Raw genomic sequence first — 26,979 nt, 5'->3', positions numbered from 1 at the left:
AATAGCTACTTTATTTAAAAGTGACTTTACCACCTATCATTTTATAAGCTGCAGTCCCTCTTATAGTCGTTGGGCGAGCAAAAGGCCGCTCACAGCCTGGACATACGCATTCAGTATGGGTGTGATCTTGGGTTATTCTTTCTATAAAGCATTTTACTAAAGCACCTTTACCCCCTTTACGGTATTTGAATAACGGTGCCTTACACGCAGAACAAAATATATCGACCGTTTTTGTAGGCCCTTTTTTATTGGGCTTAGCCATACTTCCTCAATCATTACTTTTTGATTAGTTAATAGCATATGCTATCACATGATAGAAAAGAAATTGATGGGAGTAGGAATTAATAATCAGAGTTATATTTATTAGGTAGTTAGATTAAAAATATTGTGCGATTAAACTTTATTAGCTAAACGTGTTAATTGAGCTGACAGCACATTCATACTAAAGGGCTTTATAATAAACCCTGATACCTTTGCATTAATTATCTTTTTTACAGTCTCAGAGCTGTCTTCACAAGTCACCATAAGTACGGGAAGCTGAGCATGCTCAGTATCCTTTCTAATAGCATCAAGTAGGGTAAGGCCATCCATTTTTGGCATATGTAGATCTGTTATAACCAAATCTATAAGTTGATTTTTAAGTATAGTTAACGCTTGCAGACCATCGGTTGCTTCAACAATGTCTTTATAATCTAACTGCCTCAACATATTAATAAGCACATGACGCATTAATGGCATGTCATCAACAACTAATATTCTCATACGAATGATTAACCAAAGTAGGTGCAAACAAATCTTCATTAAAATGAATTAACAAAAACTGCTATAGGTAGTATTTACATTAGTTAACTAAACCTGTTGAAGCAAATAATCAGTTTTATTTACACGACGCAAGTTTGATAATTAAGTCAGCATTAGAAATTACCAAACGAAGCTTGAATAAGCTCAGCTAAGCATGCTGGGCTGAGTGTAATTTCAAGTCCTCGCTTACCTGCGCTCACATAAATAGTATCAAAGTCTAATGCGCTTGAGTGTATGTAGGTCTTTAAGCGCTTTTTTTGTCCAAGAGGACTAACGCCTCCCAAAATATATCCTGTACTTGCCTGTACTTTTTGCGGCTCTGCCAGCATTACTTTTTTTACTGCACAGAGCTTAGCCAATTGCTTTAAATTAATCTGCTGAGTAACTGGCGTCACAGCAACAATTAGTTGTTGTTCTGAGGTTTCTAACACCAATGTTTTAAATACTTGAGCGCTATTAAGATTTAGCTTTTCAACTGCTTCAAGGCCATAATTAGTATTGTTTACATCGTGATCATAGCTGAGTATATCAAATTTAATTCGGGATTTTTTTAGCTGTTCTATTGCAGGGGTCATCTGATATTGTCCTTAATAAATTTCTGATAACTTACCATATTAAACAAAAAAACGGCGCTTAAAAAAGCGCCGTTTTTACCTAAGTTCTGTTAACCCTAATAATTACTTAGTCAGGTCATCAAAAAACTTTTTAACGCCATCAAAAAAGCCTTGCTCTTTTGGACGATTTTTTGAGCTATCTTTGCCCATGCTTTCTTCAAGTTCAGTAAGCAGGTCGCGTTGACGCTCGTTAAGATTCACAGGTGTCTCAATCACCACTTTACAAATTAAGTCACCTTGAGCACCACTACGTACAGACTTAACACCTTTACCACGCATACGGAACATTTTGCCCGTTTGTGTTTCTGAAGGTATTTTAAGTTTCGCACGGCCATCTAATGTTGGCACTTCAATTTCACCGCCAAGGCCTGCTGTAGTAAAGCTAATAGGCACTTCACAGTATAAGTTGTTCGCTTCACGAACAAATATCTTATGTTCACGAACCGACACTTGAACATACAAATCACCTGCTGGTGCGCCGTGCATACCAGCTTCACCTTCGCCAGATAAACGAATACGGTCACCTGTATCAACACCTGCTGGAATTTTTACCGATAGTGTTTTGGTTTTCTCTACACGGCCTTGGCCATGACATTTGTTACAAGGATCTGAAATAATTTGACCTTGTCCATGACATGTTGGACATGTTTGTTGTACGGCAAAAAAGCCTTGGCGCATTTGTACTTGGCCAGCACCGTGACATGTTGTACATGTTTTTGGCTTAGAACCCGCTTTGGCACCGCTGCCATCACACGGGTCACAACTAACCCAAGTCGGTACTTTAATTTCAACGTCTTTACCACGAACCGCTTCTTCTAAGCTTAAATCCATGTTGTAACGTAAATCTGAACCACGCTGCTGGCGAGATTGGCGTCGGCCACCGCCGCCTCCAAAAATATCACCGAATACATCACCAAAAATATCACCAAAATCACCTTGACCGCCACCAAAGCCACCGTGACCACCGCCACCACCTTGTTCGAAGGCAGCATGGCCGTATTGGTCATACATTTGACGTTTTTGCGAGTCAGTTAACACTTCATAAGCGTCCTTTACTTCCTTAAACTTGGTTTCAAGGTCTTTATCACCGGCGGTACGATCTGGATGATATTTCATCGCTAAGCGTTTATACGCTTTTTTTATGTCTCGCTCACTCGCATCTTTGCTTACGCCGAGGACTTCGTAATAATCGCGTTTTGACATATCTATCACACTACTCTTTTCTATGTGCAGCGCTAGCTGCTGGACAAACCGATAAATCATATCGATTTATCATTGAATTTTTAAAGCACTTTACTTGCATCTCTTACATGCAAAAGGCGCGTTAAGCTTTAGCCTACGCGCCTCAGGTGTTCATCCTAACTTAAACACACAATGTAGTCATGGTGTTTTCGGTTAGCGAGAAGCGTTAGTAACAATTACTTGTCGTCTTTAACTTCTTCGAACTCTGCATCAACAACATCGTCGTCTTGCTTAGCAGACTGTTGTTGCTCTGCACCGGCATCACCACCCGCTTGTTGTGCTTTAGCTTGGGCAATTTCCATTAGTTTTTGAGACTTTTCAGCAAGTGCTTGTGTTTTAGCTTCAATTTCTGCTTTGTCGTCGCTCTTAATAGCGCCTTCAAGGTCAACAACAGCCGCTTCAATCGCTTCTTTGTCTTCGCTTGGTAGTTCATCACCCGCTTCTTCAATTTGTTTACGTGTACCGTGAACAAGTGCGTCAGCTTGGTTACGTGCAGCTACTAACTCTTCAAACTTTTTATCGTCTTCAGCATGTGCTTCTGCATCACGAACCATTTTTTCAACTTCTTCATCACTTAGACCTGAAGATGCTTGAATAGTGATTTTTTGCTCTTTACCTGTGTCTTTATCTTTAGCAGATACATGTAAGATACCGTCAGCATCCACATCGAATGTTACTTCGATTTGTGGTGTACCACGTTGTGCTGGGCGAATACCTTCTAGGTTAAATTGACCTAGAGATTTATTGTCGCTTGAACGTTTACGCTCACCTTGTAGCACATGAATGGTTACCGCAGACTGGTTATCTTCTGCTGTTGAGAATGTTTGCGATTTCTTAGTAGGAATCGTCGTGTTTTTCTCAATCAGTGCCGTCATTACTGAACCCATCGTCTCAATACCTAGAGATAATGGTGATACGTCTAGTAATAGTACGTCTTTCACGTCACCAGCAAGTACACCACCTTGAATCGCTGCACCTACTGCAACTGCTTCATCAGGGTTAACGTCTTTACGTGGCTCTTTACCGAAGAATTCCGCTACTGTTTTTTGAACAAGTGGCATACGAGTTTGACCACCCACAAGAATGATATCGTTGATATCGTTCACAGATAGGTCTGCATCAGCAAGTGCGCGTTTAAGCGGTTCAATTGACTTAGTTACTAAGTCTTCAACTAGTGACTCAAGCTTAGCACGTGTTAGTTTCACGTTCATGTGCTTAGGGCCTGACGCATCAGCGGTTACATACGGAAGGTTAACTTCTGTAGATTGTGCTGATGAAAGCTCAATTTTTGCTTTCTCTGCTGCTTCTTTAACACGTTGCATAGCAAGTGGGTCAGTTTGTAAATCAATACCTTGATCTTTCTTAAATTCAGCTACTAGGTAGTTGATTACACGGTTATCGAAATCTTCACCACCTAAGTGAGTGTCACCGTTAGTCGCTAGAACTTCAAATGTGTGCTCGCCTTCAACTTCATCAATTTCAATGATTGATAAATCGAAAGTACCACCACCTAAGTCATATACCGCTACTACGTTTTCGCCACGGTTTTTATCCATACCGTATGCAAGCGCTGCAGCCGTTGGCTCATTAATAATACGTTTTACTTCAAGACCCGCGATACGGCCAGCATCTTTGGTTGCTTGGCGTTGTGAATCGTTAAAGTATGCTGGTACTGTGATTACCGCTTCAGTTACTTCTTCACCTAAGAAGTCTTCAGCTGTTTTCTTCATTTTTTTCAGTACTTCAGCAGAGATTTGTGGTGCAGCGCGTTTTTCGCCGCCCGCTTCAACCCATGCGTCGCCATTATCAGCTTTGATAATTTTGAAAGGCATGATGCCGATATCACGTTGTACTTCTTCGTCTTCAAAACGACGACCAATTAAACGCTTAATTGCAAATAATGTGTTTGTTGGGTTAGTTACCGCTTGACGTTTTGCAGGTTGACCTACTAACGTTTCACCGTCTTGCGTGTAAGCAATAATAGACGGGGTTGTGCGATCGCCTTCCGCATTTTCAATAACACGTGCTTTGTCACCATCAAGTACTGCAACACAAGAGTTAGTAGTACCTAAATCGATTCCAATAATTCTACCCATGAATCTTCTCCAACTTCTAAATTCGTTAATACGTTCGATGACTAGTTAATAGGGATGCTACAAACTTAATTCAACTGTAAAAATGAAAAAAAATTCATTTTTTTTAATTTATTTACTAAATAACCCTAAAAAGAGTAAGGATTGCTCATTTTTTGTTATTTAAGAGGACCCTTATTATCTGGTCTGATGAGTTTGTGTGTGATATAAATTTAGTAAATAACATCAAAAGGACATTATTTGTGCACTTTGAACAATTATTACAACTCGCCTCTCAAGTAAGTCAGAAAACAGGCCCAGAAACCAATACTATGCAGTTCCCTGCTAATTGGTGCCAGGGTAGAACGGCTTTTGGCGGACTCTCTGCGGCGCTTCTTTATCAAGCAATGCGCAATAAAGTTGATTCAACAAGACGACTGCTTTCTTTAAGCACAAACTTTGTAGGCCCTTTGTTGGCTGAAAAGCCATTTTCTTTGTCGGTAGAAATATTACGTGAAGGGAAAAGCAGCACCCAAGTGCTCGCCAAAGCAATTCAGGATGATTCAGTATGCGTAATTGTGCAGGCCTGTTTTGCTAAAAATCGTAATTCATCAATTAATGTACCTGTATCAAAGTCGCTAAGCTTACACCCTGTGAACGAACGTCACTGCTTAGGGTTTGTGCCTGGGCAAATGCCAGAGTTTTTTCAACATGTTGATTTGTGTCCTCAACAAGGAGCCATGCCGTTTAGCAGTGCTGAGACTTCTCATTTAGGTGGTTGGATGCGTTTTAAACATACGCCAGAAGAAATTACTGAAGCCCATGTTATTGCCCTTACTGACGCATGGCCGCCAACATTGCTGCAAATGTTTAAACAACCAGCACCGGCAAGTAGCATGTCGTGGTATTTAGAGTTTGTACAAGCGCCTAACTTAGCGCCAGGTGAATGGCTGGGGTTTGAAGCAATCACTCATCATTCAAAAGATGGGTATGGTCTTGAAGATGGCTGTATTTGGTCGCAATCAGGAGAGCTTATCGCCTTAACTCGCCAAACCGTGGCGTTATTTGATTAACAACTAAAAACGAGTGAAGTCGCGCTGGGTATATTGCTTATCTAAATTAAGCATTATGGTGCGATATTCACCGCTTTGAATTATGTTGGCTAAGCCTTTGTCAAACTGCTGCCTCAGCAAATCATCGTTAAAATACGCAGGCCTTGCCGCAGATGGAAAAATAGCATGGATAACAAAATCTTTTGTGGCATTGGTTTTTTGATATTCCTTTAAGTAGTAAAGGAATATGCGTCTATCGAGAATAATCGTATCAACCCAGCCTGCCATTAAATGGTGTATCTGCGCTTGTTGATTAAGTACTTCTTCGTACCCTCTCAAGTTCTCTAAGTTATGGCCAAACTCTTTTGGTAAATAAGCGGGTGCGTTTTGAAATGCTAAAACGCTTTTAGTGGCCAGATCGTAAATCGTATTAATAGTGAAGTTACTCTTTTTAAGGCTCACCACTACATTCTCATAACTGACAACAGATTGGCTTCGATATATGCCAGTAATTAAAATACCCGAATAATTTAATGCAATATCGACATGCCCTCGGTTCAATAAGGCATCGGCACGCTGATTTGACATATATTGCACATCAACCTTATTTATATTTTGGTTACTAAGTGCTGCTTTTACAATCTCGAGCTGAATACCTGAATCATTTTCACTTATTACATAAGGTGCAACTGTAGGGTTAGCAGCAATAGTAACTCGCTGCTGATTAATACCTTTAACAAAGGCCAAGCTATCGCCACATAAACACACTAAGGCTAATAAAAATACCACTTTCACACTATCACCTAATCCGTTTTTATTTTCAGTTGTTGGGGTTACTTTTCTTATTATATTGTTAGTAATTTAGCCGCAGTGTTTGTATTTAGCTATTAATTATAGCAATATTTAAATTATTGAATTAACTATAAGCTAACATTTTGCAAACTGCCTGCCCAAGCTGTGATCTTATCATTGATATTCCCGACATTGATGCAAAGCAAGTCGCACTGTGCCCTCGCTGCAACCATAAGATTCGCGGTATTAATGTTAATAATGACATCGAAATAGTCGCCCTGAGCCTCAGCTCACTGCTGATGTTGCTCAGCAGTATGTTTTATCCATTTATTTCTTTTAGTAGCAACGGTATTACCCAAACGATTACCCTACCTGACGCTGCTCGTATTTTATTTAATTATGATAGTGACCTACTTGGCCTATTTATTGATATCAGCATTATTATTTTACCTATGAGCTTGCTCATTATTTTAATCCCATTGCACTTAGGAGCACTTAAAACACTTCCGCAAGCAATTGCAAGAAGACTATTAAAATTTACCCTGGCACTTGAACCTTGGATCATGTCAGAAATATTTTTGATTGGTGTTTTGGTTAGTATGGTTAAAATAATGTCATTAGCTGATGTTAGTTTTGGCACTAGCTTTTTTGCCTATGTGGGATTTGTAGTTTTATATGTTAGTGCGTTAACACGGTTAAATCGTGCCCGGTTATGGTCTCAGGTAAGCCCTGCAACTCGACTTGAAGGTAGTGCTGGCATAGAGCGTGCGATAGATGACAATATAAAAGCCTGTCATGTTTGCCACCAACTAAGTATCGAATCCACCTGCCCTCGTTGCCATAGTAAAACATATTTAAGAAACCCCTACAGCGTACAAAAGGCAGCGGCATGGTTAGTTACTTCACTTATTTGTTATATCCCAGCAAATTTACTGCCCATTATGTACACTATTAGCCTAGGGGATGAAACTCCTGCAACCCTTATTTCCGGTGTAATTACCTTATGGAATAGTGGCTCATACCCTATTGCGCTGATTATATTTTTTGCAAGTGTAGTGGTGCCATTAGCCAAGGCGCTTATTTTAAGCTTTTTGTGCATTATGGTTACAAAGCCCGCCAACCTTTATACAAAAGGTTACACAAAAGTGTACCAACTAACTGAATTTATAGGAAAGTGGTCTATGATTGATGTATTTGTTGTGGCTATATTAGTCGCCCTTGTGCAGTTAGGAAACTTAATGTCGGTTATACCTGGTTTAGGCATCGTCTTTTTTACTGTTATGGTATTATGCCAAATGATGGCAGCACACGCATTTGACCCTCGTTTACTGTGGGATTCACCTAAAAATAAAAACGCAGAGAATAAAGCATGACTAAAACAGCCAACGTAGCACAAAAAACACGGATTTCTGCGATTTGGATTATTCCAGCGGTTGCCTTATTTGTTGGTATTTGGATGCTTTATCAGTATCAATTAAATAAAGGGCAAACAATCTACATCACTATGCCGCAAGCCGAGGGCATTATTGCTGGTAAAACAGAAATTAAAGTGCGTAGTGTAAAAATAGGTCAAATAGATCATATACGCCTTTCCGACAGCCAAGACAGCGTAATAGCTCGGGCACAAATAGATAAAAATTACGATAATTTACTTACCGAAGATGCCAGCATTTGGGTTGTAAAACCTCGCATAGATGAAACCGGCATTACTGGTATGAGTACTTTACTTTCAGGGGTTTATTTAGAGTTTTCACCAGGCGAGAGCAAACAATTAAAGAAGCAGTTTAAACTTCAAGAAGAGCCAGCATTAATAGGCAAAGATGTACAAGGTGGACGCTTTAAGTTGCTCAGTTACAATGCAGAAGTACTCGATGTGAGTACTGGCATATTTTTTAAAAACTATAAAATAGGCCAAATAGAAACCGCCACCTTTGATTGGAAAAACCAAGCAATGCAATACGGTATTTTTATTAAAGCTCCCTACGAGAACTTGATCACCTTAAACTCTATTTTTTGGGTTAACTCAGGAATAGAAATAGATCTTTCTGCTGATGGCATAAATATTAACACCGGTTCACTGAGCAAGTTATTAAAAGGTGGTATTTCTGTTGGTATACCTGACCAGCAAGCTCCCGGCGATTTGGCAAAAGACGGTCATAGCTTTTCTTTAAGTCAAAGTTACAAACAAGCTCTAGAAGAACGCTTTTATGACTTTGATTATTACCTTATCGAATTTGAACAATCCATTCGTGGGTTACGTGTAGGTGCGCCAGTAGAATATCGCGGTACACGCATAGGTACTGTAGTTGAAGCTCCCGCGAACGTAATAATAGATGGCAAACCCGCTCACTTTCGTGCTAAAAACACCGCTGTCCCTGTATTGATCAAAGTCGAATATGGACGTTTATACCACAACAACGCCTTAGCTAAAGAGTATTGGAAATCAAGCATAATCGAGTGGATAAAAAATGGTATGAGGGCATCATTAAAGCCAGGGAATTTGTTAACCGGTGCAGTTTATGTTGATTTTGACTTTTATACCGACACCCCTAAAAGCGAACTTAAAAAGCTTGCTCAATATGATGTATTTCCTAGTGTATCGAGCGGTATAACCGTGCTTGCTGACCAAGTGTCTGATGTACTGAATAAGGTAAATAATTTAAAAATTGAAGACAGCTTGGCAAAAATGCAAACAACCTTTAGCGAGTATCAGGCATTGGCCAGCGAGATGCGTATATTATTAAGTAAACCTGATACCCAAAATTTACCCGGTGACTTTAATCGTAATCTCGAAAAAATAACCAAAAGCATGGAACAGTTTGAAATAACCATGCGTCAATTCGATAAAACAATGGCAAGCTACCAAGCAGGATCTCAAATGCACCACCAGCTTGAACAAACACTGCTACAAATTAAACGTTTATCTGAAGAATTCCAACCACTTACACGTAGTTTAAACGAACAGCCTAACATGCTCATTTTTGATAAGTCACTGCCTAGTGACCCGCAACCGAGGAAACAATAATGAAAGCACTATTTTTACTTTTAACAAGTGTGCTCTTTATCAGTGGTTGTAGTTCGGCTATTCAAACTGCAACTCAATATTACCAGTTTGAGCAACCCATTAATGACTCTTCTCGTAATGTGCAAGATACACAGGCACAACTCAGAGTGCAAACAGTTACCTTAAGAGGGGCATTGAATAATCGGGGTATTGCGATGAAAGTAGATAGTAATCAAATTCATGCTGCTAATTATCATCTATGGGGGGAATCACCAGATGTTATGCTGAGTGCCAGCGCGCAGCAAACATTATTTAATACCATGACCAACTGGATGGTTATTAAAGGATTGCCGGTCATTACCGACCAACAGCAACAAACATTTTACGAATTAGAATACGAACTACACCACTTTAACGGTGATCTGCAAGGTAATGCAGATATTTCAGGGCTATGGCGTTTATACTACACTCACTCAGAATCAGGTAGACGTTTACTAAGCATCCATAATTTTTCATCTGTTATGCCAATCGGTGATGATGGCTATGATTCATTGGTGGCGACTCTTGAAAAAATGTGGCAACAAATCAACATTCTTGCGGCAAAAGAAATTGAAAAAACAAGACTCAATCATAAATAAATACTTTGATGACGGTTTTATCAGCATTGGTGACTGCCTTACCCACCTCAGTAAAACCTAGTTTATATAGTACATTTTGAGACCCTAAATTAGCCGTTGAAGTAATTGCGCATACATCTTTTATACCTAATTTATGCCTGTTATTTAAAAGTATTGTAGCTGCTTCAAAAATATATCCCTTTTTTTCAAAGCCGTCTTTTAACGCAAACCCTAAATCGGGATGTTGCATAGTCGCTCGCTGATAAAAACCAACAATACCAATAACCGTTTCATCATGAAGTGTGATTATATAAGGCCCAAAACCGTGTTCTTTGTGGGCAGATATAAAACTGTCTTTGATGTATTTTTTAGCGTCGTCTAAAGTGTAAATACCTTTATCACCAATGTATTTAATAAAGTTGGCCTGATTAACTAACTTAAGTAACTCCTCCGCATCTGCTATTTGTGCGAAGCGTATAAGTAAACGTTCAGTTTTAAAAGCAATATTCAAAATAACTCCTTAGAGTTCAATACTATAATTTAACGACATTAAAACAAAACCCAGTCAACAATGACTGGGTTTTTTGGTTTTAGAGTAATTTCAAACTTACTTTTGCAATTTTATATCGCTATAGTAAGCATCTAAACTCGTCACTTTAGTTTGATTTGGCAAATCAGCAAACTCGCTATCACTAAACTTAGTACCGCGTAGCTGCACATTTAAACGTGCTGCTTTTGGGTTTAACATTGTTTGCTGGTAGTAATCTTTAATATCAGCAAGCGTGACTTTTTCCACCTCTGCAATTAATTTTTGTCTTGAATCAAAATCAAAGTTTTCACGATACCAATCGTTAATCAATGGACTCATTTCGTCGCTTAAATTCTTTGGCTGTTCTTTTAACGAAACCAAAGTTGCATTTTTAAGCTGTGCAAATGTTTCCTCACTCATGGCATTAAGCTCAGAAGCGTACTCTTTTTTAAACTTGTCAAAGCGCACTTGAATGTCTTTCGGCCCTTTCACTGGTGTTTGAATAAATAAACCAATACCTGAGTAATCTTCAATAGGACGCGCTAATGCGCCTACTGCATAAGCAAGTTGCTCTTCAGTACGCATTTTATCAAACGCGATTGTTCTAAAGTGACCTTGCAATACAGCTGCCTGTGCTTTTTGTTTGTAACCAGGAGTTGGGTGAATGGTCATATCGACCACAGCTACATCGGCGACATCAATATCTTTGTGTAATACACGCGCTTCACCCGGTTGCGGTAACCACGCTTTACTGCGTGCAAACTCCGTTTGAGTATGTTTGCTTGGTAAGATAGCCGCTAACTCAGCAGCAATAGCATCAATGTCTTTTTGGTTGTAGTTACCGTAGCTAAATACACGTAAGTTATTATTCGCTAAGGTGCTTTGCTTTAAAGCGTGTAAATCAGCTAGCGTTAGTGTTTTTGCAGCCTTAATTAGCGCTTCTGTATCGAAACTGCCAGTACGAGTCAGCTTTGAATACTCACCAAATGCTTGTGCATACGGGAACTGTTTTTGTTGATTTAGTAAATCTCGCTGATAACGGTCAATCGCTTGATTAAACGCTTGTGCTGAAATTTCAGCATCAAACCCAGCTAACGCTTGTTTAAGTAAAATATCTTGTTTATCGGTAAAACCACTTAACGATAGCACCAATCCATTACTTGAGCTTAAATTAACGTTCATGCCAGCAATGGCAGCTTCAGTTCGTAACTGACTTAATTGAGTGTTATACAGATCAGCCCAAACAGAATAAAGTACGGTTGAGTTAATATCATGCAAACCTGTTTGCGTGTTGATATACACCTCAACTAAACCTTTAGGCTGCTCTGCAAACTGCTGACTTGCTTGGCGCCAAATTTTTACACCGTTTTTATCATAGCTAAGCTCAGGATGCTTCTGCTCTTTAAAAGCTTGCGTTTTAATTGCAAAACTCTCTGGTAGTAAATTGTTAACACTTGGCAATGCTAAATTAAAATCACTTGGTTTTTCCCAGCTGGCAATTTCTGCATCACTAATATCGTTAATTTTATATTTGCCATCGTAAAAATGCAGCTCAGAATCTGTATCTTCCTGTTGAGAAATATACCAGATACGAAGTGTATCGGCATTAAGTTGCTTAAGTACATTGTTCACCGCATCAGCATCAAATTGAGCATAGTAGTACGGTGCGTTTATCGCATGATTTAACGGGTAATCTTGCATGCTTTGAGTCAACGCACTGACATAGTTAAACTCATCGCCCTTTTCTAAAAATTTAAACTGATTATTTAAAGAGGTGCGAATTTCATTAAAGTACTTACTATTAACGCCCTCACGCTTAATCAAGTCAATGTATTGCATGATTGTCGCGACAATTGATTCGCGGTTTTTCATACCCTCATCAGTCAGCTCTATATTCACGTTCAAAGAACCGTAGTTGCCATATTGATTTGGAGAGGCAGAGGCTGATAACTGAGATACCCACCCTTTATCACGTAATATTTGCGCTGGACTACCTGGCATTTCATTACTAAGTAAATAGGCAACAAAGCGATTAGGTTTTACTGCAAATTCATTTTGGTTATTAGTAATTGTGAAATCAAGTTGTAATTGTTTTACGTCTTCATTTGGTGAGTAAAAAACACGTTTACCACCGGCATTATCAAAATCTAAGCTAGCATTAACACTTGGCTTTTCAATATTTTTATTTTCAATGTCGGCAAAGTATTTTTGTGCTTTTTTCTGCATTTCTGAAATTGGTAAGTTCGAAATCAGCGCCACTTTCATAATATTTGATGAGTAATATTTATTATAAAAATCAACCGTTTCTTTGTGTAATGAACTATCAGCTTTATCGCCTAGGGTTTCAAGGTTACCAATTAAGAATCGGTTAGCCGGATGTTCACCCATCATTTTACGTGCAAGTTTAAATTGGCCGAAAAAGTCCATTTCACGACGCATTGACCATTCAGCATTTACTGCATTTTTTTCTTTTTCTGTATATTCTGGGTAAAGCTTAGGGGCTTTAAAAAAGTCTGAAAAGCGGTCTAAGCCTTCATCAAACGCATCGTTATTAATTTTAAACATGTAGTTAGTAATATCGAGCCAAGTGTAAGCATTATGCGCGCCGCCGTTTTTAGTCATAAAATCGGAGTACCCTTTAGTGTCAGGGTATCGCTCAGTACCTAAAAACAGCATGTGCTCTAGATAATGCGCCATACCTTGCTGGCTCATTGGGTCGTGTAACAGACCTACACCTACACTAAGTGAAGCCGCTGATTTTTCTGCGCTTGGATCAGAGACTAAAATCACTTCAATATCGTTAGCAAGTTTCAAGGTTTTATATTCACGATTATCGTTAGGGCTTACAACGAGCGTTGGTGATAAAAGTGAGGTTTGTGGTGATTGAGAAAGAGTGGCGGTATTTGAACAACCGCTTAATATTGCTAGTGCAATTGCACTTAAGCCGATGATGTGTTTCATTTTAGTTTTATCCGTTATCGTAGAATAGGGTATTAGCGTTTTAAAAAGACTAAATCAGCTATAAACTACCACTATCAATTAATACTATGCTACTAATTAGCACTTAATTATGTAACACATTGTGAATAACAATCGAATACTCAAAGAAAATAATAAGGTAAGTTATGGAAAAGATAATAATAATGGCCATGTTTGTGCAGGTAACACTTTCATTAGTTATTATGGTGATTATGGGAAAACGTCGTTTTGCAGCGGCTAAAAATAAACAAATACAGTTAAGCGACTTTGCTGCTATGCGCCTCGATAATGCAGGCGATCATGTGAGAGTAGCGGATCGTAATTTTAGTAATCAATTTGAAATACCTGTGCTTTTTTATGCGGGATGTTTACTTGCTTTACAGCTTAATATGGCAAGTGTCCCTATCGCAGTATTGGCGTGTATATTTGTAGCGACACGCATTATTCATAGCCTCATTCACCTTGGAAGTAATCATTTAAGAGTCCGTTTTAGAGTGTTTTTACTAGGCTGCTTATCTGTATTTGTAATGTGGACTTTGCTAGTGTTGGGCATACTTTATAACTAAACAAAAATAACGGCGAATTTAGTAATTCGCCGTTATTTATTAAAGTTTACTTAGCACGTTTTAAGCGAGGTGCTACTAGCAATAGTGCACCTAATAACCATGCCATACTGCCACTAGAGTCTGACGTTTTTGGTGGTGTAACTTCAATGTTATCAATTAATGTATTCTCTTTTGGTGTTAAGTTTTGTGCTGAATTAGGATCATCATCAAGCACAACCACACTTTGAATTGATACCAAGTTTTCATTACTAATGATTAAGTTTTCATCTGAACATTGCTCTTTAGTAACACCAACTAATGGCACCTGAGAACAATGAACTAAGGCAGCAATTTTATCTAAGGTTTCTTGGCTTTGCGCAGTGACTTGTCCGAATACTGTAAATCCACCATTTTGCAAATCTAAGTTTTGGCTATTATCACTCATGTTAAAAAACCATTGGCTAGTAGCGCTGTTTTCATTACCGCCCTGCTTTGCCATAGCAATTGTACCTTTAACGTTTGAATAAACAGGTTCGTTTATTACCGCAGGCTTAGTTGTAATTGGATCCATTTCATCAGAAAAAGTAAAACCCCCTCCTTGAATAACAAACTTATCAACAGAGCGATGTATAACCGTTTGATTGTAGGCGGCATCATCAACATAACTTAGGAAGTTTTCTACTGTTTTAGGTGTTTGTTGATCAAACAAGTTAATTTCTATCGTTCCTTGGCTCGTCTGCATTTCGACTATGGTTGCTACGCTTGAAAAACTTGCTGCAGTTAAAATTGACGCTAAGATAAGCTTTTTCATTATTTTTCCTATTTTTTATTGTCATTAGGCGTCATAGAGTAGTGTTATTCATTTTATAAATCGATACATAAGTACTTAACGCTACAATTCATAGCAAATCGATTACACCATAGTTACAACTGTTTACATTTTAATTTTAAACATGTTATGGGTAGTTAATTGCCTGAGTGCCCTAGTGTGCATCACGGTTACTCTTTCTAATGAATTTTAAACCTAGCAAGGTACTTAAAAACCCCCTTATCAATCACTTTTTTTTTGTTATTATCAACTCACAAAGTGATAGGAGTAAATATAATGACTAACAACACGACTATTTGTGACTTTGGACTACACCAAGGTGAACCTTACACCCAATTGCCCGTTAGCTTTTTGAAGTGGATGATTGATGTTAATCATCAAAAATCTCAATATGCACGAGATGAACTAGCACGAAGAAACAGAGTTGTAGAACAACAGCGTGAAGCCTCGCTGGCTGAAAAAACATAAAGAAGTGCGTTTTTTTAACCTCGAACTAGTTTAAACTAGCCACCTACTAGATTGAGCTTTTATTCATCGATAGGTATTTTATGCGTACACTTATTTTTCTTGTTTTTTTCCTTGGTTTATCTGGCTGTGCCAGCGACTCTGTCAATAAACCTGCAGCACAATATTTAACAGTTCTTCATACTAATGATAACCATGGTCGATTTTGGCATAACGAAAAAGGCGAATATGGTATGGCTGCGCGTAAAACCTTAATTGACCAGCTAAGAGCAGATGCAAAGGCACAAGGACATGAGGTGTTATTATTATCAGGTGGCGATATTAATACCGGTATCCCTGAATCAGACCTGCAATTTGCTGAGCCCGATTTTAAAGGCATGTCGAAAATTGGCTATGACGCAATGGCATTAGGTAACCACGAGTTTGATAATCCATTAAGTGTATTAAAACAACAACAGCAATGGGCTAACTTCCCTCTTTTATCTGCCAATATTTTCGATAAACAAACTAACGAAACTATTTTTGAGCGCTATAAAATATTTAACAAAGGCGGCTTAACCATTGCCGTTATTGGTTTAACAACCACAGACACTGCTAAAATTGGTAACCCGCAATACATTGGTCACTTAGATTTTAAAGATCCGGTTGAAATAACCGCCTCACTTACACAAACATTAAAAACAAAATATAACCCTGACATTACCATTGCGGTAACGCATATGGGCCATTATGTAGATGCTAATTATGGAATCAATGCCCCTGGTGATGTCACACTTGCTCGTTCTTTAGATAAAAACGCCCTTGATATGATTATTGGTGGCCATTCCCAAGAGCCAGTGTGTATGGCTGCTGAAAATGTTACTGATGAGCACTTTAAACCGGGTTTAGCCTGTAAACCAGATCAGCAAAATGGAACATGGATAATGCAAGCCCATGAATGGGGCAAGTATGTGGGAAAAGCGGAGTTTAAATTGGAAAGTGGCCAATTATCACTGCTCAGTTATCAATTATTACCCGTTAATTTATACGTAGATAAAAAGCAAAAAGACGGGAGCGTAAAATCCGTACTTTCAGCAAATTACATTAAACCAGATCCAGAACTGCAAACCTTTTTAGCGGCGTACCAACAAAAAGGAGCAAAGCAAATTGAAGGTAAAATTGGCTTCGTCAATGACAGACTTGAGGGAGATCGCAACAAAGTACGCTTTGAACAAACAAACCTTGCGCGCGTCATCATCCAAGCACAAATGAACACCGTGGGTGCGGATTTTGGTATTATTAGTGGTGGCGGTGTTCGCGATAGCATTAATGCAGGTGACGTGAGCTATAAAGATATACTTAAAGTACAACCTTTCAAAAATCGTGTCGCCTATATCGACTTCAAAGGCAGTGATATTTTAACCTATTTAAACGTTGTGACACGTTTTCCACCCGATTCTGGGGCTTACATGCAATATCATAACTTAGCATTTGAATTGAAAGGTGAGCAGGTAACTAACGTGTTCATTGCTGGAAAACCGCTTGATATAAGCAAAACATACCGCATGAGTATTAATGAATATAACGCTTCAGGTGGCGATAGTTATCCAAAAATCACACAAATTGCAGGTTTTGTAAGTACTGATGAAACTGACTCGCAAGCTTTAAAGCGATTTTTTGCTGAACATAGCCCCGTTGATGCTCGTGAATTTGCACCTAAGTAATCTAATGTGAACAGCGAGGAGTGTCATTAAAATGCTAATGACACTCTTCATTAAACTTTATGTGAGAGCAAAGCTAGTTTAAGCTCACTTAAATCAAACATTTCAGCCCACAAATCACTCACCCTAAACGATAAAACAAAATTACTTTCCTATTATTTCTATATTGCCTTGGCTGACATTTACTAAGCCATAGCTGTGCATCCGTGAACGAGAGCCCTCTCCAAATGCCTTTGGCGGATAATACAACTCCTTCTGCTCTGGGCAATCATTTAATACATCATCTAGCGCCGCACGTATTTCGCTTAAGGTTTTTTCTAAACTGTTATTAAAGTTTGGCCGTTTTCTAATAGTATGCCCGAGTTCAACTAACCGATAAAAGTACTTATTTGCAAGCTCTAGCAACTCCTCGGGCACATTTTTATTATGGTTAAGTTTAACCTCTGGATTATTAGTACAAAATTCAACAAGTGCTAAATAAAAACATAGTGGCTTATTTGCTAAGGCTACTTGTTGCTCAGGATAATAACTATTGGATAATGTTTTACTTTTTAAATCAATCACGAGTGTTAATGACTTTGATTCTGGGGCAATTGAGTCTTGCTCAGTACCTAGTTTTTTATTTTTTTGATAAGTAGTACTCTGCTTCATCATAAACATAAGTAATGCACTAACACCAAAAAGTAGTATATAAATAGTCACTACATCAGCCGAAAAATATGCTTGCTTTAAAGATAAAACAATAAACACCACGCTATTATTACTATTTAATTTTCGAATAAACTCATCGGCTTTCAAGGATAAGTTAAACTCGTGCTTTGGCACTATCGAAATCACCTGTATACCCGTACCTTGAATCTGAGCATTTACTGTTTGAATATAATGCTGTAAAGACGCTTTATTACCCGAGTGCTTAAGCAGCTCATTTGATAAATCGAGCAAAGGTAAGTCTAAAGCGATTTGTTTTTCTATTTGGATTATTTGTAACTTATTTACCTGTTGCTGTTTATGTGTTGTTGAAATGTAAAACACGAATGAAAATACAGTGAATAATATAAAAACACCTAATGACGATACAAGCTTTCTCATTACGACTCCCCTATAAAGGTAACGGGGTAATTATTACATTGCCAATATGGCTCAACATCTTGATAGTATTGAAACGATTGTTCTTTAGACATACTTAGTAAGTGAGACTGCACAGCACATAGTAAATCGGTATTGTTATGCTGCATTTTTAAGTACCAACGGGTACCTGCAACATTACTGCTTATAGGGGTAATATAATTTTTTGAGAAGCGCTTACTATCATTTTCTCTCCAAAAAGAGGCAATCAGGTCAACCTGCCCGTTCGCCAGTAATTCCCGCAATTCATTATGTGAGCTGGCATAGGTTATTTTTAGTTGAGCAATATTAAGTCCTAATTGCTTAAACGTTTGTTTTGGCAAAATATGTCCAGATCGGCTAGTTGGATAATCTAACAGGCCTATTTTTTTGTCTAAAAAATACTGTTTAGTGATCAGAGGCTTCTCTTTTGAAGATATAAAAAACGCGGTGTAATCTGAAAAGCCGACCACAGGCTGATAATTGTAAGTAGTCTCAGCTCTAAACGCTTCCATAATATTATTTTTAGCTAAAATTAAATCCGCAATGCCTTTACCAACAAACTCTAAGCTATCGACGGTTCTGTAGCCCCAATAGCCTATAACAGACCCATATTGCTTTGCCACGACCTTATCGTCACACAAGTTTTTAGTGAGCAATTGAGCAACATACTTTGAGGGTGTAAATACTATAAGCTGATTTTGATTAGCCGTTGCAGTGGTTTGACATGTCGTTGATGTTTCTATCATCACTGGGAAAGCTATTTCTTTTTCATCTACAGCCATTTGACCAGCAAACCAACTAAACAACAACACTATAAACATAAATGTAACAATTGCTGTTTTATGCAACATTAACTTTTTAATACCCAAAAAACACCGATCTAAAATGAAGTTATAAGACATTTGAACAATTTTAATTACTTATTACAATAGGTAATTTTACCTATCAACCCTAGGGCATTGATAATATTTAATTTTAAATAAGAAAGTATGAATTTTATTGAGTCCTTTCTATCAACATGAAAAATACGGACAATTGACCTTATAAGGTTTTATAAATTAAATTTCACACTTACTAGGATGCCTCGATGCAGATAAATGTAAAACATTCGCTTTCATTAACACTTTTAATTAGTGCAATATTTGCAAGCACAGACTGTAATGCATGGGGGCAAAACGGCCACCGCGTTGTTGGCAAAATTGCAGAGGCTCATGTAAGTGAAACCACCAAGGCCGCACTTATTCCTTATCTCAATGGTGAATCTTTAGCACAAATTTCAACATGGCCAGATGAAATGCGCTCTGCGCCGGGTGATTTTTGGCAAAAAAAATCATCTCGCTGGCACTATATTAATGCAGATGACAATGCAAAATTTAACTTTAACCACGAACACACTGAACATAAAGAATCAGTAACAAACATATTAGAAGGCATTCACTATTCAATTAAAGTATTGAAGGATGATAAATCCAGCCTTGCAGCAAAGCAGTTTAGTTTACGTTTTTTAGTGCACTTAGTCGGCGACAGCCATCAACCATTTCATGCAGGTAGAGCTGAAGATAGAGGCGGGAATCGCATTAAGGTTTCTTTCTTTAACCAACAAACCAATCTTCATAGCTTATGGGATACTAAGCTAGTAGAAAATGAAAATTTATCTTTTACTGAATACGCTCAATTTATAGATACTAATAACAGCGAGTTAATTAACGAGTATTTAAACAGTACCCCAACAAGCTGGCTTGAAGAGTCACACAACCTTGCTTTACAAATATATAAATCAACAGAAGAAAATATTAGCTACGACTATATTTACAACCACACCCCTATTGTAAAAACGCGCTTACAACAAGCGGGCATTCGCTTGGCTGGATTGTTAAATACATTATTTGATCCTACTAACAAGAAATCAAAAATGGCATTAACACAGCAAACTAAAAAATAAATTCAGTTTCTAACTTAAATAACCTAAACGGGAAATCAACACTATGACAAAGCTTCGCCTTTCGAAATTAACTGGGGCAGTAATTCTTGCTCTAGGAGTTTCAACAAGCGCTATGGCTGCTGATACTTCATCTGCAATGCGTGGTAAAATCACCACACCTTCAGGTGCAAACGCTGCAAACGTTAAAATTAAGGTTGTTCATCAACCTACTGGCACAATCAGTGAGCTAACCACCAATGAAAGTGGTACTTTTATAGCCAATGGTTTACGTGTTGGTGGACCATACATGGTGATCATCGACTCTGATACATTTAACGACACCACCGTTGAAAACATCTTTTTAAACCTTGGTGAAACTTATCGTTTGAAGTCGCAATTAGCACCACTAAATATTGAAAAGATTGAAGTCTCTGGATATAAAATCATCCAACAATCAGGTGGTTCTAGCAGTACGTTTGGTGAAGATACCATTAATAACATGCCTAGCTTTAATCGTGACATTAAAGACATTGCGCGTTTAAACCCACTTGCAAGTATTAATGGTAGCGGTCAACTAACTTTTGCCGGTAGCAACCCACGCACGAATGGTTTAACTGTAGATGGCATTGGCCAAAATGATGACTTTGGTTTAAATTTTGGTGGCTACCCAACCTCACAACCCCCTGTAGCACTAGATGCGATTGAACAAGTATCTGTAGATGTTTCGCCTTTTTCGGCTTCTAAAGGAAACTTTGGTGGCGGTACTATTAATGCGGTAACAAAGTCTGGTACAAATGAGTTTAAATTTTCTGGCTTTTATGAAATATCTACCCCTGATATATCAGGAGATCTTCTTAATATCGTTGAAGAAGATGACCTAGATGCGATTGGTCAAAAAACTTTTTCTACTAATAAAGTAGAGCCTATTCAAACAGAAGAAAGGTTTGGCTTTAATGTTGGTGGAGCAATAATAGAAGATGAGCTGTTTTACTTTGTAAACTATGCAGAATGGTCAAGTGAATCGGATCTTGATTATGGTTTTAGCGGATCAGGTGCTGCAAATGAATTTAATACCACTGAAGCTAATTACAACCGTTTCATTTCAATCTTAAATGATGAGTACGGACTCACTGATTCACTAGCGGGTGCTCCAGAGGATACAAATAAAAACTTATTAGTTAAGCTTAGCTGGAATGCAAGTGATGATCATCGCCTAGATTTTACTTACCAATGGCAAGACGATCAAGATGAGCGTAATTCAAGCTACGGTGGTGATAACATCGTTCTTCAGTCAAATACTTATGCGTATGTTACTAAGTTCAATAATTTTGCCACTAAACTCTACTCAGATTGGACTGAAGACTTTTCAACTGATATTGGTATTTCTTATAAAGATGTCATTTCAGACAGCGCGACACGTTCTAATTTAGGAAGTATATCGGTAGACGAAGATGGACGTAATGGCCCATCTTACAGCTTTGGTACAGATCAATACCGCCATGCAAATCGCTCTGAAACACAAAATTTAACGTTAACATTCGATGCTACTTACTTAACTGATGAGCATGAAATAAATTTTGGAGCTCAGTACGAGTCACTTCGTTTATACAATTTATTTGCTCAAAACTCATTGGGCTCATGGAAGTTTGATAGCTTAGAAGACTTTGCGAACCGCAATGTAGGCTTTTATGATTTCTCTTATCAAAATGCCTACACGAATAATTCGGCTGATACCGCTTATGATGTAAGACGTAATCAACTTGCACTTTACATTGAAGATACTTTCTATGTTGGTGACGACTTAGAGGTTACAGCGGGTGTTCGTTATGAACGTTTATCATCAGATGACAAGCCTACTCTAAACGAAAATTTTGCCAATACTTATGGGTTCACCAATCAAGAAAATCTTGACGGCTTAGATATCATTTTACCGCGTATTGGTTTTAAATATTATGCGACAGAAGCGCTTACAATTAGCGGTGGTATCGGTCGTTTCCAAGGCGGTATTCCTAATGTTTGGTATAATAACTCATTCCAAAGTGATGGCATCACACTCGTATCGGCACCTAATGATGTAATAAATGATTACTACGCTAATAACACTGCTGATATTACCCAAGTGCCTGATGAAATTAAAAACTCTTTGCAGCAAGGCGCTGGTAGTGTTGCATATATAGATCCAGATTTTAAACTTCCTTCAAGTATTCGTACCCAAGTTGGTTTTGAGTATGATTTTGACTCTGAGCTATTCGGTGACGGCTTTAAGTGGCAAGCCGAAATCGCGTACCATAAAAAAGAAAATGAAGCCGTATGGCACAATTCTTCAATTACACCTGTCGGCTTAGCTGCTGATGGTGAACGCGTGATTAATCAAACTATATACTCAGGTTCACTTACTGATAACGTTGATATTGAAATGACGAACTCATCTGATGATGGTCGTTCAATCATCTTATCAACGGGCATTGCCAAAGAGTGGGATAATGGTTTGTTTATTTCTGCAAGTTATGCGCATCAAGATGTTAAAGAGTCCTCAGCAGGTTCGGCATCACAGGCAGAAGGTAACTATAAACACAATATCACTGTAAACCGCAATGAAGATATTGCTGCTCGAGGGTTTTATGAAATAGAGCATAGCTTTAAAGTTAACCTAGGTTATACCGCTGAGTTGTTTAGTGGCTATGCGACTAAATTTAACGTCTACTTTGAACGTCGCTCTGGACGTCCATTCAGCTACACAATGGGAATGTATAAAGATGGTGATTTAGGGGATACTAGTTCACTGTTTACAAACGGTGCTTATTTACCTTACATACCAACCGGTGCTGACGATCCAAATGTAAACTGGGGCGAGTCAAAAATTTCTTGGGCTGAGTTAGAGCCTCTACTGCAAAGTGCTGGTATTTCTCAACGTGGCGGTATTTTAGCTAAAAACACAGCTACACAACCATGGGTTACAACCATGGATGTAAGTATAAAGCAGGAAATTCCTGGTTTTGCTCAAGGTCATAGTGGCGAGGTGTACTTTATGATTGATAACTTCGCTAACCTTTTAAATAGTGATTGGGGCATCGAGAAAAGTCTAAGCTATTCAAATCAAACAATTTATGATTTTGGTGGGCTTGACGACCAAGGTAGATATAAACTTGATAATACCTATGGCGGCGCTGATGTAAGAAACTACTCGCGAATTAGTAGCTCATCTGCTTGGCAAGCTAAAATCGGTGTTAGCTATAAGTTTTAATCTATAACTTGCACTGCAAAAATTTATAAATATTAAAAAGCCATTACATTTATGTAATGGCTTTTTTTTTGAAAAAGTCACTTTTCATCTGTTTGTCATAAAAACTACTTACTATCTGCACAGTAAAATATTGAAACATTAATAAAACGCTAAAGTTCATGCGAAAAGTGTTTTATAATAAAAAAGTTACAGTTGTATTTTATTTGTAACAATCAAATGAGGTACACTATGCAAACATTTTGGGTTAGGTATGTTACTCAGCCTCCTAATCCAAAATTAAAATAAAAAAGCTATTAAAAGTTTATTTAACTACACGGGAAAATAAAATGAAAATTCAACTTCGCAAAACAGCTCTATCACTTGCTATAGCAGCATGTGTTGGTGTGAGTGGTGCTGCAATTGCAAACGAAACAACTTCTGCAATTAAAGGTCAAATAAAGGGTCCTAACGGCAACCCTGCTGCAGGAACTAAAATTACTATTTTACACGTTCCTTCAGGCTCTGTTAAAACAACTGAAGTAAATGACGCTGGTTACTTTACTGCTAAAGGTCTTCGTGTTGGCGGCCCTTACAAAGTAATCGTAGACTCAGACATCTACGCAGACCAAGAGTTCAATAATATTATTTTGAACATTGGTAGCGACTACCCAGTTAATACTTCACTTGAAAATATCTCAGATATTGAACAAATTGTAGTAACTGGTCGCCCTATCAGCACTATGTCTGGTGGTACGGGCCCTGCTTCAACATTCACGTTAAGCGATCTTGAAAATCAACCAGCTATTAACCGTGATTTAAAAGATATTATTCGTATTGACCCTCGCGTTGCTATTGATGATAGCCGTGGTTCAATCAACTGTGGTGGTGGTAACCCACGCTTTAACAGCTTAACCCTTGATGGCGTTCGAATGAACGATAACTTTGGCTTAAGCTCAAACGGTTATCCTACTATTCGCGCTCCGTTCTCTTTTGATTCAATCGAGCAAGTAGCAGTAGAATTAGCACCATTTGATGTTCAATATGGTGGTTTCACATCATGTAACATTAATGCGGTTACCAAATCTGGCGGCAACGACATTCACGGTGGCGTATTCTACGATTACACTAACGATTCAATGAAAGGCGATAAGATTGAAGGTGATGACGTTGATAACGGTGATTACAGTGAAAAACGTTATGGCTTTAACGTTGGTTTACCGCTAATCAACGATACACTTTTCTTGTTCACTTCTTACGAGAAACTTGAAGGTGTTAAACAGTTTAACTATTCATCGTTAGTATCGTCAGCTGACATCGAGCGTATTAAACAAATTACACGTGATGTTTATGGTTACGAAGCCGGTGCAACACCAGCAAGCTCACCGGTAGAAGATGAAAAAATCTTAGTGAAGTTAGACTGGAACATCAATGATGATCATCGTGCTAACCTAATTTATAACTACAATGATGGCTTTACCTTATCGCAATCAGATGCTGATGGTGATGAGCTAGCATTTGACAGCCACTTTTATGAGCAAGGTGCTGAGTTTACTTCAATCGTTGCATCACTTTACTCTGATTGGAATGACGATTTTTCAACTGAAGTTCGTTTAGGTAAATCAGAGCTTGACGCTCGTGTTGAATCTTTAGACGCGGCAAGTGGCTTTGGTGAGTTCCAAATCAATACTACAGCTGCCACTGTGTACGTTGGTCCTGATGATTCTCGTCAATCAAATGATTTAAACTACGACACTACTACAGCTAAATTCTCAGGTACTTACTACCTTGATCAGCACACTATTACCGCTGGTTTTGAGTATGAAAAGTTAGAAGTATTTAACCAATTCGTACAACACACTGAAGGTGAATGGCGCTTTGCATCTATCGATGATTACGAGCAAGGTATAGCAAGTGCTGTGTATTATAATAATGCAGCAGGCACAAATGACCCAACAGATGCGGCTGCTAGCTTCGCTTATTCACAAAATACATTCTATGTACAAGATGAATACAGTTTTTCAGATATCGATGCATCATTAACATTTGGTCTTCGTTACGATAGTTATTCAAGCGATGATAAACCTACTTTCAACCAAAACTTTACTGATCGTTACGGTTTTAGCAATCAGTCAACGTTTGATGGTATTGATTTAATTCAACCACGTGTAGGCTTTGAGTGGTTTGCAACCGATGCACTAGAAGTGCGTGCAGGGGTTGGCTTGTTCTCAGGCGGTAACCCAAATGTATGGCTATCTAACTCTTACTCAAATGATGGTATTACTAATATCAGTGCTCATCAATTTGGTAGTGTGGATTTATTCGCTCCTGAAAATGTTACAGTTACGGGTGCGGGCCCAGGTTTTGATATTCCGAAATCTCAGTTTGATAAAGTCGCTAACACACCAATCGGTTCAGGTGACGGAACAGTGAATGCTGTTGATCCTAACTTTGAAATCCCATCAGAATGGAAATATTCATTAGGTGCAACATATACAACTGAAAACGATTATGTAATTGCTCTAGATTACCTTTACACTGATAAGCGCGATGCAGCGACATTACGAGATATCGCACTTCGCTCTGCTGGTGAAGTAAGTTTTGACGGTCGTCCTTTGTATGAATCAATTGAAGGTCGTAATGGCGAGCTATTATTGACTAATGTTAACGGTGATAGCGGTTCATCATCAATTATTTCAGCTGCAGTAAGCAAAGCATTCGATAACGGCATAAGTATGCAGTTCTCTTACGCTTATACCGATGCAGATGATGTAAACCCAATGACTAGTTCTGTAGCCAGCTCAAACTACGGTAACCTAGCAACATCAAACCCGGGTAACCCTGGCGTAGCATCATCTGATTACGAAATCCCACATCGCTTTACATTAAACCTAGGTTATAAGCACGAGTTCTTTGATGGTTATAACACTCGCTTCAACCTATTTGGTGAAGCATACAAAGGTTTACCATATAGCTTTACATTCAACGGAAGTGATAGCAAATTTGGTGACGCAAACTCTAATCGCTCGCGTCAATTATTGTATGTACCACTTGAAAACGATCCTAACGTTATTTACGACATGAGTGCTGATGAAATCAATGAGTTTAATGACTTTATCGCATCTGAAGGTCTTAAACGTGGTGAAATCACTGGTCGTAACCAACAAAACTCTGATTGGTTCGTTAAGTTTAACTTTAAAATTACTCAAGAGTTACCTGGCTTTATGGATGGCCATAAAGGTGAAGCATTCTTCGTAATCGATAACTTAACTAATATGTTAAACGATGACTGGGGTGTATTAAGAAAAGGCTCTTTCGTAGGTAATAGAATGCTTAAAGTTGACGTAAATGATCAAGGTCAATACGTTTACTCAGACTTCAGTGCACGTAGTGCTGAGCAATCTGTACAACGCGATGCCTCTTTATGGGAAATGCGTGTAGGTGTTCGTTACACGTTCTAATTTGATTAATTAAATTAGTGTATTTAAAG

At 38.3% G+C, this 26,979-nt stretch carries 21 protein-coding genes; 10 read left to right on the top strand and 11 right to left on the bottom strand.

Annotation, left to right across the window (positions count from 1 at the left end; translation table 11 throughout):
* Positions 1-10: 10 nt before the first annotated feature.
* From CWB75_RS06835 to dnaK, 5 genes are all read right to left on the bottom strand, one after another.
* A complete protein-coding gene (locus CWB75_RS06835) occupies positions 11-262 on the bottom strand; it encodes a hypothetical protein (protein WP_055011962.1) in 252 nt (83 codons plus the stop codon).
* A gap of 131 nt (positions 263-393) precedes the next feature.
* On the bottom strand, positions 394-762 hold the full coding sequence (locus tag CWB75_RS06830) for a response regulator (RefSeq protein WP_010389013.1): 369 nt from the start codon (positions 760-762) through the stop codon (positions 394-396).
* 152 nt (positions 763-914) lie between these two features.
* The gene (gene ybaK / locus CWB75_RS06825; protein ID WP_075170267.1) at positions 915-1,376 is read right to left on the bottom strand and encodes a Cys-tRNA(Pro) deacylase; all 462 of its coding nucleotides are present in this window, start codon (positions 1,374-1,376) and stop codon (positions 915-917) included.
* Positions 1,377-1,478: 102 nt separating this feature from the next.
* Entirely contained in the window at positions 1,479-2,618 is a 1,140-nt protein-coding gene (gene dnaJ, locus CWB75_RS06820) for a molecular chaperone DnaJ (protein ID WP_010389016.1), read from the bottom strand.
* Between the two features lie 215 nt (positions 2,619-2,833).
* Positions 2,834-4,753: a molecular chaperone DnaK gene (gene dnaK, locus CWB75_RS06815; RefSeq protein ID WP_010389017.1), complete on the bottom strand. Its 1,920-nt coding sequence runs from the start codon at positions 4,751-4,753 to the stop codon at positions 2,834-2,836.
* 239 nt (positions 4,754-4,992) lie between these two features.
* Between dnaK and CWB75_RS06810 the strand changes: the two genes are divergently transcribed.
* Positions 4,993-5,802: a thioesterase family protein gene (locus CWB75_RS06810; protein WP_055011960.1), complete on the top strand. Its 810-nt coding sequence runs from the start codon at positions 4,993-4,995 to the stop codon at positions 5,800-5,802.
* Between the two features lie 3 nt (positions 5,803-5,805).
* On the opposite strand, the gene CWB75_RS06805 is transcribed toward CWB75_RS06810, so the two are convergent.
* A complete protein-coding gene (locus CWB75_RS06805) occupies positions 5,806-6,576 on the bottom strand; it encodes a substrate-binding periplasmic protein (protein ID WP_055011959.1) in 771 nt (256 codons plus the stop codon).
* A gap of 140 nt (positions 6,577-6,716) precedes the next feature.
* On the opposite strand from CWB75_RS06805, the gene CWB75_RS06800 reads away from it, so the two are divergent.
* Genes CWB75_RS06800 through CWB75_RS06790 form a run of 3 tightly spaced genes read left to right on the top strand, consistent with a single transcriptional unit; the run spans position 6,717 to position 10,215 of the window.
* Positions 6,717-7,946, top strand: coding sequence for a paraquat-inducible protein A (locus tag CWB75_RS06800; RefSeq protein ID WP_138570225.1), 1,230 nt, complete (start codon positions 6,717-6,719; stop codon positions 7,944-7,946).
* A complete protein-coding gene (gene pqiB / locus CWB75_RS06795) occupies positions 7,943-9,598 on the top strand; it encodes an intermembrane transport protein PqiB (RefSeq protein WP_138570224.1) in 1,656 nt (551 codons plus the stop codon). The genes CWB75_RS06800 and pqiB overlap by 4 nt, the downstream gene beginning before the upstream one ends.
* Positions 9,598-10,215 (top strand): PqiC family protein, encoded by a 618-nt coding sequence (locus CWB75_RS06790; protein ID WP_138570223.1) that lies wholly within the window; start codon positions 9,598-9,600, stop codon positions 10,213-10,215. Before pqiB ends, CWB75_RS06790 begins: the two co-directional genes overlap by 1 nt.
* On the opposite strand, the gene CWB75_RS06785 is transcribed toward CWB75_RS06790, so the two are convergent.
* Together CWB75_RS06785 and CWB75_RS06780 are read right to left on the bottom strand one after the other, a co-directional pair.
* Positions 10,202-10,705: a GNAT family N-acetyltransferase gene (locus CWB75_RS06785; RefSeq protein ID WP_138570222.1), complete on the bottom strand. Its 504-nt coding sequence runs from the start codon at positions 10,703-10,705 to the stop codon at positions 10,202-10,204. The genes CWB75_RS06790 and CWB75_RS06785 overlap by 14 nt on opposite strands.
* A 96-nt stretch (positions 10,706-10,801) precedes the next feature.
* Positions 10,802-13,684 (bottom strand): insulinase family protein, encoded by a 2,883-nt coding sequence (locus CWB75_RS06780; protein ID WP_138570221.1) that lies wholly within the window; start codon positions 13,682-13,684, stop codon positions 10,802-10,804.
* A gap of 164 nt (positions 13,685-13,848) precedes the next feature.
* Between CWB75_RS06780 and CWB75_RS06775 the strand changes: the two genes are divergently transcribed.
* On the top strand, positions 13,849-14,268 hold the full coding sequence (locus CWB75_RS06775; protein ID WP_138570220.1) for an MAPEG family protein: 420 nt from the start codon (positions 13,849-13,851) through the stop codon (positions 14,266-14,268).
* Positions 14,269-14,314: 46 nt separating this feature from the next.
* Here CWB75_RS06775 and CWB75_RS06770 read toward each other — a convergent pair whose 3' ends face one another.
* Positions 14,315-15,058: a peptidylprolyl isomerase gene (locus CWB75_RS06770; RefSeq protein ID WP_138570219.1), complete on the bottom strand. Its 744-nt coding sequence runs from the start codon at positions 15,056-15,058 to the stop codon at positions 14,315-14,317.
* A 294-nt stretch (positions 15,059-15,352) separates the two neighbouring features.
* On the opposite strand from CWB75_RS06770, the gene CWB75_RS06765 reads away from it, so the two are divergent.
* Together CWB75_RS06765 and ushA are read left to right on the top strand one after the other, a co-directional pair.
* Positions 15,353-15,544, top strand: coding sequence for a hypothetical protein (locus CWB75_RS06765; RefSeq protein WP_010389030.1), 192 nt, complete (start codon positions 15,353-15,355; stop codon positions 15,542-15,544).
* A gap of 80 nt (positions 15,545-15,624) precedes the next feature.
* Complete coding sequence (ushA, locus tag CWB75_RS06760) at positions 15,625-17,244, top strand: bifunctional UDP-sugar hydrolase/5'-nucleotidase UshA (protein WP_138570218.1); 1,620 nt, start codon at positions 15,625-15,627, stop codon at positions 17,242-17,244.
* Between the two features lie 141 nt (positions 17,245-17,385).
* Here the strand turns inward: ushA and CWB75_RS06755 are convergent, their stop codons facing one another.
* Positions 17,386-18,330, bottom strand: coding sequence for a Rossmann-fold NAD(P)-binding domain-containing protein (locus tag CWB75_RS06755; protein WP_138570217.1), 945 nt, complete (start codon positions 18,328-18,330; stop codon positions 17,386-17,388).
* Positions 18,330-19,199 carry a type 2 periplasmic-binding domain-containing protein gene (locus CWB75_RS06750; RefSeq protein WP_138570216.1) on the bottom strand — a complete coding sequence of 290 codons (870 nt, stop codon included), beginning with the start codon at positions 19,197-19,199 and terminating at the stop codon, positions 18,330-18,332. Before CWB75_RS06750 ends, CWB75_RS06755 begins: the two co-directional genes overlap by 1 nt.
* 236 nt (positions 19,200-19,435) lie before the next feature.
* Between CWB75_RS06750 and CWB75_RS06745 the strand changes: the two genes are divergently transcribed.
* The 3 genes from CWB75_RS06745 to CWB75_RS06735 all read left to right on the top strand — a co-directional run bounded on the left by CWB75_RS06745 (position 19,436) and on the right by CWB75_RS06735 (position 26,950).
* The gene (locus tag CWB75_RS06745) at positions 19,436-20,290 is read left to right on the top strand and encodes a S1/P1 nuclease (RefSeq protein ID WP_138570215.1); all 855 of its coding nucleotides are present in this window, start codon (positions 19,436-19,438) and stop codon (positions 20,288-20,290) included.
* Between the two features lie 43 nt (positions 20,291-20,333).
* Complete coding sequence (locus CWB75_RS06740) at positions 20,334-23,513, top strand: TonB-dependent receptor (RefSeq protein ID WP_138570214.1); 3,180 nt, start codon at positions 20,334-20,336, stop codon at positions 23,511-23,513.
* 326 nt (positions 23,514-23,839) lie between these two features.
* Positions 23,840-26,950 carry a TonB-dependent receptor gene (locus CWB75_RS06735; RefSeq protein WP_138570213.1) on the top strand — a complete coding sequence of 1,037 codons (3,111 nt, stop codon included), beginning with the start codon at positions 23,840-23,842 and terminating at the stop codon, positions 26,948-26,950.
* The last annotated feature ends 29 nt before the right edge of the window (positions 26,951-26,979 follow it).

Source organism: Pseudoalteromonas sp. S1608 (assembly GCF_005887265.1).
GTDB lineage: Bacteria > Pseudomonadota > Gammaproteobacteria > Enterobacterales > Alteromonadaceae > Pseudoalteromonas > Pseudoalteromonas undina.
Note: the sequence above shows the minus strand (reverse complement) of the source record. Positions and strands in the feature narration are given on the sequence as shown.

What these genes read in the sequence shown, in the direction of transcription:
- CWB75_RS06835 (WP_055011962.1), bottom strand. Translation starts at nt 262, where the DNA reads ATGGCTAAGCCCAATAAAAAAGGGCCTACAAAAACGGTCGATATATTT.
- CWB75_RS06830 (WP_010389013.1), bottom strand. Translation starts at nt 762, where the DNA reads ATGAGAATATTAGTTGTTGATGACATGCCATTAATGCGTCATGTGCTT.
- ybaK (WP_075170267.1), bottom strand. Translation starts at nt 1,376, where the DNA reads ATGACCCCTGCAATAGAACAGCTAAAAAAATCCCGAATTAAATTTGAT.
- dnaJ (WP_010389016.1), bottom strand. Translation starts at nt 2,618, where the DNA reads ATGTCAAAACGCGATTATTACGAAGTCCTCGGCGTAAGCAAAGATGCG.
- dnaK (WP_010389017.1), bottom strand. Translation starts at nt 4,753, where the DNA reads ATGGGTAGAATTATTGGAATCGATTTAGGTACTACTAACTCTTGTGTT.
- pqiB (WP_138570224.1), top strand. Translation starts at nt 7,943, where the DNA reads ATGACTAAAACAGCCAACGTAGCACAAAAAACACGGATTTCTGCGATT.
- CWB75_RS06790 (WP_138570223.1), top strand. Translation starts at nt 9,598, where the DNA reads ATGAAAGCACTATTTTTACTTTTAACAAGTGTGCTCTTTATCAGTGGT.
- CWB75_RS06780 (WP_138570221.1), bottom strand. Translation starts at nt 13,684, where the DNA reads ATGAAACACATCATCGGCTTAAGTGCAATTGCACTAGCAATATTAAGC.
- CWB75_RS06775 (WP_138570220.1), top strand. Translation starts at nt 13,849, where the DNA reads ATGGAAAAGATAATAATAATGGCCATGTTTGTGCAGGTAACACTTTCA.
- CWB75_RS06770 (WP_138570219.1), bottom strand. Translation starts at nt 15,058, where the DNA reads ATGAAAAAGCTTATCTTAGCGTCAATTTTAACTGCAGCAAGTTTTTCA.
- CWB75_RS06765 (WP_010389030.1), top strand. Translation starts at nt 15,353, where the DNA reads ATGACTAACAACACGACTATTTGTGACTTTGGACTACACCAAGGTGAA.
- ushA (WP_138570218.1), top strand. Translation starts at nt 15,625, where the DNA reads ATGCGTACACTTATTTTTCTTGTTTTTTTCCTTGGTTTATCTGGCTGT.
- CWB75_RS06755 (WP_138570217.1), bottom strand. Translation starts at nt 18,330, where the DNA reads ATGAGAAAGCTTGTATCGTCATTAGGTGTTTTTATATTATTCACTGTA.
- CWB75_RS06750 (WP_138570216.1), bottom strand. Translation starts at nt 19,199, where the DNA reads ATGTTGCATAAAACAGCAATTGTTACATTTATGTTTATAGTGTTGTTG.
- CWB75_RS06745 (WP_138570215.1), top strand. Translation starts at nt 19,436, where the DNA reads ATGCAGATAAATGTAAAACATTCGCTTTCATTAACACTTTTAATTAGT.
- CWB75_RS06740 (WP_138570214.1), top strand. Translation starts at nt 20,334, where the DNA reads ATGACAAAGCTTCGCCTTTCGAAATTAACTGGGGCAGTAATTCTTGCT.
- CWB75_RS06735 (WP_138570213.1), top strand. Translation starts at nt 23,840, where the DNA reads ATGAAAATTCAACTTCGCAAAACAGCTCTATCACTTGCTATAGCAGCA.